General features: G+C 62.3%; 4 protein-coding genes. 2 read left to right on the top strand and 2 right to left on the bottom strand.

The genetic code is table 11. The annotated features are described in order from the left end of the window. Positions 1-233: 233 nt before the first annotated feature. Positions 234-1487 (top strand): tyrosine--tRNA ligase, encoded by a 1254-nt coding sequence (gene tyrS, locus NKJ15_RS32720; RefSeq protein WP_352819817.1) that lies wholly within the window; start codon positions 234-236, stop codon positions 1485-1487. Positions 1488-2018: 531 nt separating this feature from the next. Here the strand turns inward: tyrS and NKJ15_RS32715 are convergent. Continuing rightward, positions 2019-3113 (bottom strand): alkene reductase, encoded by a 1095-nt coding sequence (locus tag NKJ15_RS32715; protein WP_352819815.1) that lies wholly within the window; start codon positions 3111-3113, stop codon positions 2019-2021. A 58-nt stretch (positions 3114-3171) separates the two neighbouring features. After that, positions 3172-3960: an SDR family NAD(P)-dependent oxidoreductase gene (locus NKJ15_RS32710; protein WP_352819813.1), complete on the bottom strand. Its 789-nt coding sequence runs from the start codon at positions 3958-3960 to the stop codon at positions 3172-3174. A gap of 110 nt (positions 3961-4070) precedes the next feature. Here NKJ15_RS32710 and NKJ15_RS32705 point away from each other — a divergent pair, with 110 nt between their 5' ends. After that, positions 4071-4634 (top strand): TetR/AcrR family transcriptional regulator, encoded by a 564-nt coding sequence (locus NKJ15_RS32705; protein WP_352541455.1) that lies wholly within the window; start codon positions 4071-4073, stop codon positions 4632-4634. Positions 4635-5028 lie beyond the last annotated feature (394 nt).

Genomic DNA, 5028 nt, shown 5'->3' with positions numbered 1-5028 from the left:
CCGTCCGCCAGACTCAACTGACCCAGAACACGATCCACCATCGCGAATCTCCCTGCTCCAACCTCACAACAGAATCACTGATCGGCTTCTGTGCAAAGATCTCACACAAGGGGAGAAGGCAAGAGGGTGTCGCAAAATCGGATTCCACTTTTGCTGATCGCGCTTGAGTGCTAAACGCCCGCCTTCATGCATACCCGAGCCGCATTCGGCCGGAAGCCTTTCGGGAAAGAAAAATGTCCGCCTTCAAATCCGATTTCCTGCGCACGATGAGCGAGCGCGGTTTCATCCACCAGACCTCGGACGATGCCGCCCTCGACCAGCTTTTCGCCACGGAAACGGTGAGCGCCTATATCGGCTTCGACGCCACCGCCAGGAGCCTGCATGCCGGGTCGCTGATCCAGATCATGATGCTTTACTGGCTGCAGCAGACCGGCCACCGGCCAATCGCGCTGATGGGCGGCGGCACCTCGATGATCGGCGATCCGTCGTTCAAGGACGAGGCGCGCAAGCTTTTGACGCCGCAGGACATCGAGGACAATCTCGCCGGCATCCGCCGCAACTTCACGCCCTACCTCAAATTTGGCGGCGGCCCCAACGACGCCGTCATGATCAACAATGCCGACTGGCTGATGGACATCAACTACGTCAATTTCCTGCGCGATGTCGGCCGGCATTTTTCGGTCAACCGCATGCTGGCCTTTGATTCGGTCAAGCTCCGGCTGGATCGCGAGCAGTCGCTGTCGTTCCTCGAATTCAACTACATGATCCTGCAGGCCTACGACTTCGTCGAGCTCTACAAGCGCCTCGGCTGCCGGCTGCAGATGGGCGGCTCCGACCAGTGGGGCAACATCGTCAACGGCATCGATCTCGGCCATCGCATGGAAGGCGCGCAGCTCTATGCGCTGACGACGCCGCTGCTCACCACCTCGTCCGGCGCCAAGATGGGCAAGTCGGCCTCGGGCGCGGTCTGGCTCGATGCGGAGATGCTGAGCCCATACGAGTTCTGGCAATACTGGCGCAACACCGAGGATGCCGACGTCGGCCGTTTCCTGAAGCTCTACACGACCCTGCCACTCGCCGAGGTCGGACGCCTCGAACGGCTCGGCGGCTCGGAGATCAACGAAGCCAAGAAGATCCTCGCCACCGAAATCACCGCCATGCTGCATGGCCGCGAGGCGGCGGAGGAGGCCAGCGAAACGGCGCGTAAGACGTTCGAAGAAGGGGCGCTCGCCGAAACACTGCCAACCGTCGAGGTGGGCAGGACCGATCTTGAAGCCGGCGTCGGCATATTGTCGCTGTTCGTCACCGCCGGGCTGGCCGGGTCCAACGGCGAGGCACGGCGGCATATCCAGGGCGGCGCCGTGCGCCTCAACGACCAGCTCGTGGCCGACGATCGCAGGATGGTGACGCTGCAGGACCTTGGGCCGGAAAACGTCGCGAAACTGTCGCTTGGCAAGAAGAAACACGTTCTGGTGCGGCCGGTCTGACCAGGGCCCGGCACTTCCTGTTAGATCTTTTCCGAACCCGGTTTCATCTTTCGGCGCTGACCTTCGGTTCGGAATCACCGCCGAGGTTAATCAGCTAGCTCCCGAGAATGGCCGAGATGCCATTCGTCTCATCGATCGGAACGAGCAGGTAGCGCAAATAGCGGACGTTCTGCGGCGCTTCGATGAACGTCTTGTTCGGTTCACGGAAGCTGACTTGCGGCTTGGAGGCTTGGAATGTGAGAAGCGGACATTCAGGCGCCTCCATGTGTCGACGCGATCTGACCCATTCACGACAGTCGAAATCACGGTGAATGGGTCCGCTTGCGCCTGTAAAGCGAACGTACGACGTGCTACGAATCTCGCCTGGCTGGTCCTGGGCGGACCAGAGGAGCTAACGTCTATGCTATAGCCCTCCATGGCCCTCCTGAATCCCTGGGTTTGGACACCAGTTCGAGCGGAACGCCAGAGAGATGCCCTGAGGCGCTGCTGTCACGTGGGATGGCTGCCTCGCAGGCGCCGCCCTCCGATAGCTCATGGGCGGCTTGAGGCGGCGATCGCGGGATAGTCGGTATAGCCAGCGGAGCCGCCGCCATAGAGCGTCGCCGAGTTGAACTCCGTCAGCGGCGTGCGCGTCTTCAGCCGTTCCACAAGGTCGGGATTGGCGATGAACGGGCGCCCGAAGGCGAAGAGGTCCGCCTTGCCCTCGGCGAGCCGCGACGCCGCGAGGTCGAGGTCATAGCCGTTATTGGCGATATAGGTATTGTTGAAGCGCCGGCGGAGCGATCCGAAGTCGAACGGCGCGACATCGCGCGATCCGCCAGTGGCGCCCTCGACGACATGGATATAGACGATGCCCAAAGCATCGAGTTGATCGACGATATAGTCGAACTGCGCCTGGGGGGCGCTGCTCGAGACGCCGTTGGCGGGCGAGACGGGCGAAATCCGGATGCCGGTGCGCTCTGCGCCGATCTCCTCGACCACCGCAGTCGCAACCTCCAGCATCAGCCGGGCGCGGTTCTCGACCGATCCGCCATAAGCATCCGTGCGGACATTGGCACCGTCCTTGGCGAACTGGTCCAGCAGATAGCCGTTGGCGCCATGAATCTCGACGCCATCGAAGCCGGCCTCAATGGCGTTCGCGGCTGCTTGCCGGAAATCGTTGACGATCCTCGCAAGCTCGTCGAGCGCCAGCGCGCGGGGCTCCGAAACCTCGACAAAGCCGTTGTTCACGAACGTCTTGGTGGCGGCCCGGATTGCCGAGGGCGCGACGGGCGCGGCGCCGTTCTCCTGCAGATCGACGTGCGAGACGCGGCCGACGTGCCAGAGCTGCAGGAAAATCCGCGCGTCCTTGGCGTGCACCGCGGTCGTGACCTTTCGCCAGCCGTCGATCTGAGCCTGAGAATAGATGCCGGGCGTGTCCTGGTAACCTTGTCCCTGCCGCGAGATCTGCGTGGCCTCGGAGATCAGCAGGCCGGCGGAGGCCCGCTGGCCGTAATACTCGGCGGCAAGATCGCCCGGAACGAAGCCCGGGCCAGCGCGATTGCGCGTGAGGGGCGCCATGACGATACGATTGGAGAGCGTCAACGAGCCGAGAGAATAAGGCTCAAAAAGTGCTTTGTTGGTCATAGGTCACCTTGTTTGTCCCCGCCGCGACGAGGTCGTTATCAAATGGATTCGTTGGTGCTCAGGCGACCTTGCGGTACCGCTCGGCGGGATGCTCGTTCCGATAGTTCGGAAGCATGGCCTGGCGCGCGGCCTGAAGCGCGTCCCACTGACCGGCATCGGGGAGTGGCGGGATGGTCACCGGTTCGCGGCGGTCGAAGCCGACCAGCGCCGCGTCAACCAGATCGTCCACCTCCATCACGTTGGAGAGCGTGTTGATGTCGGCGCCGACGTGGCCCCAGATCTCGGTTCGCGTCGTGGCGGGCAGCACGGCCTGGACGTAGACGCCCTTCGGCTCAAGCTCGAGGCTGAGCCCCTGCGACAGAAACAGCACGAAGGCTTTGGTTGCGCCGTAGACCGTCATGCCGAACTCCGGCGCCAGCCCGACCACGGAACCGATGTTGACGATCGACCCTTCGCCAGCTTTCGCAAGACGCGGGGCGATGGCGCTGGCAAGCCGCAGAAGTGCGGTCGTGTTGAGCGCAACGAGCCGTGCGACGTCATCGGTACTCTGCTCGATGAAGCTTCCGCCGATGGCTGTTCCGGCATTGTTGACTAGAATCCCGATGCGGGCGTCATCGCGCAGCCTCGTCTCTACCGTTGCAAGCTCGGCAGGCTGCGTAAGATCAGCCTGGATGATGTCGATCGCAACGCCAGTTTCCTGACGGAGCCGGGCTCCCAGTGCCTCCATTCGTGCCACGTCACGGGCAACGAGCACGAGGTCGTGTCCGCGGCGGGCGAACCGTTCGGCATAGGAAGCTCCGATGCCCGTGGAGGCGCCGGTTATGAGGACTGATGGAATGGTGGTCATGGCATTGCTCTTTTCTCTGATGGAACCTATATTCATGACGATCATCATGATTGCGGCTAAATATGATGGGCATCATGTAAATGTCAACGGGGCCGACGGAGAATTTTGAAATGAAGGTCAGTCGAGAGCAGATGGCGGAGAACCGTCACCGGATATTGGATGCGGCCAGCCGGCTGTTTCGCGAGAAGGGGTTCGACGCGGTCAGCGTGGCGGAAGTGATGAAGGCCGCCGGGCTCACCCATGGCGGCTTCTATGGCCATTTCAGTTCGAAGGACGACCTGATCGCGCAGACCCTTGCCCACGTCCTCGCCGCGGACTCAGGCGGAGGGGGCGATCTTCGCGCTTATGTAGGTTCCTATCTTTCGCCCCGGCATCGCGACAACTGCGCCGGCGGTTGCCCGACGGCGGGCCTTGCCGCAGCCATCCGCCATCAGACCCCGGCTGCACGCTCGGCCATGACGGAAGGCCTACGATCGCAGATCGACCGTATCGGCAAGGCGCTCCCGGAGTTGGATCCGGCAGACAGACGCCGCACGGCGATCGGAAGCTGGGCAGCGATGGTGGGGGCAGTAATCCTCGCCCGGGCGATCGACGATCCCGCGCTGTCGGATGAAGTGCTTGAGCAGACGCGCGCCTGGGTCGATGCCGGGATCAGCCAAGTGTCTGCCAGCTAGGTGGTCTGCGGCAGGAGTGCTCTTGTCGAGAGCAATGCGGCTATCGGCGTTGGTTGGGTGGCTATCTTGCAGAATATCGCACGGCAGCGTGCAATCAGCGGGATCCGCGGACCAAGAGGGTTTCGAACTTCCCTGTTGAGGCAACCATGCTGTCGCCCAATTTCCGCTAAACTGGCGAATGAAGCCGTTCAACGGCAGAACATCGAATGACCGCTCCTGGCGCAACTACGTCCTCAAGCGCGATCGCCGGTGATGTCCGCTGTAAGGCGGTGGCACAACTAACTTTAACGGCCGACATTGCTGAAGGGTTTCGGGTGCCGTCAGGCGTACGAAAGTCTCTGATGCAGGAACCCGCGGGCCGCAGGCGGTGAGCTATGGGGATTTGTGTTTCGGG

It is taken from the genome of Mesorhizobium sp. M0207, assembly GCF_040321995.1.
Classification (GTDB): domain Bacteria; phylum Pseudomonadota; class Alphaproteobacteria; order Rhizobiales; family Rhizobiaceae; genus Mesorhizobium.
The sequence above is the reverse complement of the archived record's forward strand: the minus strand, read 5'-3'. Positions and strand labels throughout refer to the sequence as shown.

Coding starts and splice junctions, on each gene's coding strand:
- NKJ15_RS32715 (WP_352819815.1), bottom strand. CDS start 3,113: ATGACCAACAAAGCACTTTTTGAGCCTTATTCTCTCGGCTCGTTGACG.
- tyrS (WP_352819817.1), top strand. CDS start 234: ATGTCCGCCTTCAAATCCGATTTCCTGCGCACGATGAGCGAGCGCGGT.
- NKJ15_RS32710 (WP_352819813.1), bottom strand. CDS start 3,960: ATGACCACCATTCCATCAGTCCTCATAACCGGCGCCTCCACGGGCATC.
- NKJ15_RS32705 (WP_352541455.1), top strand. CDS start 4,071: ATGAAGGTCAGTCGAGAGCAGATGGCGGAGAACCGTCACCGGATATTG.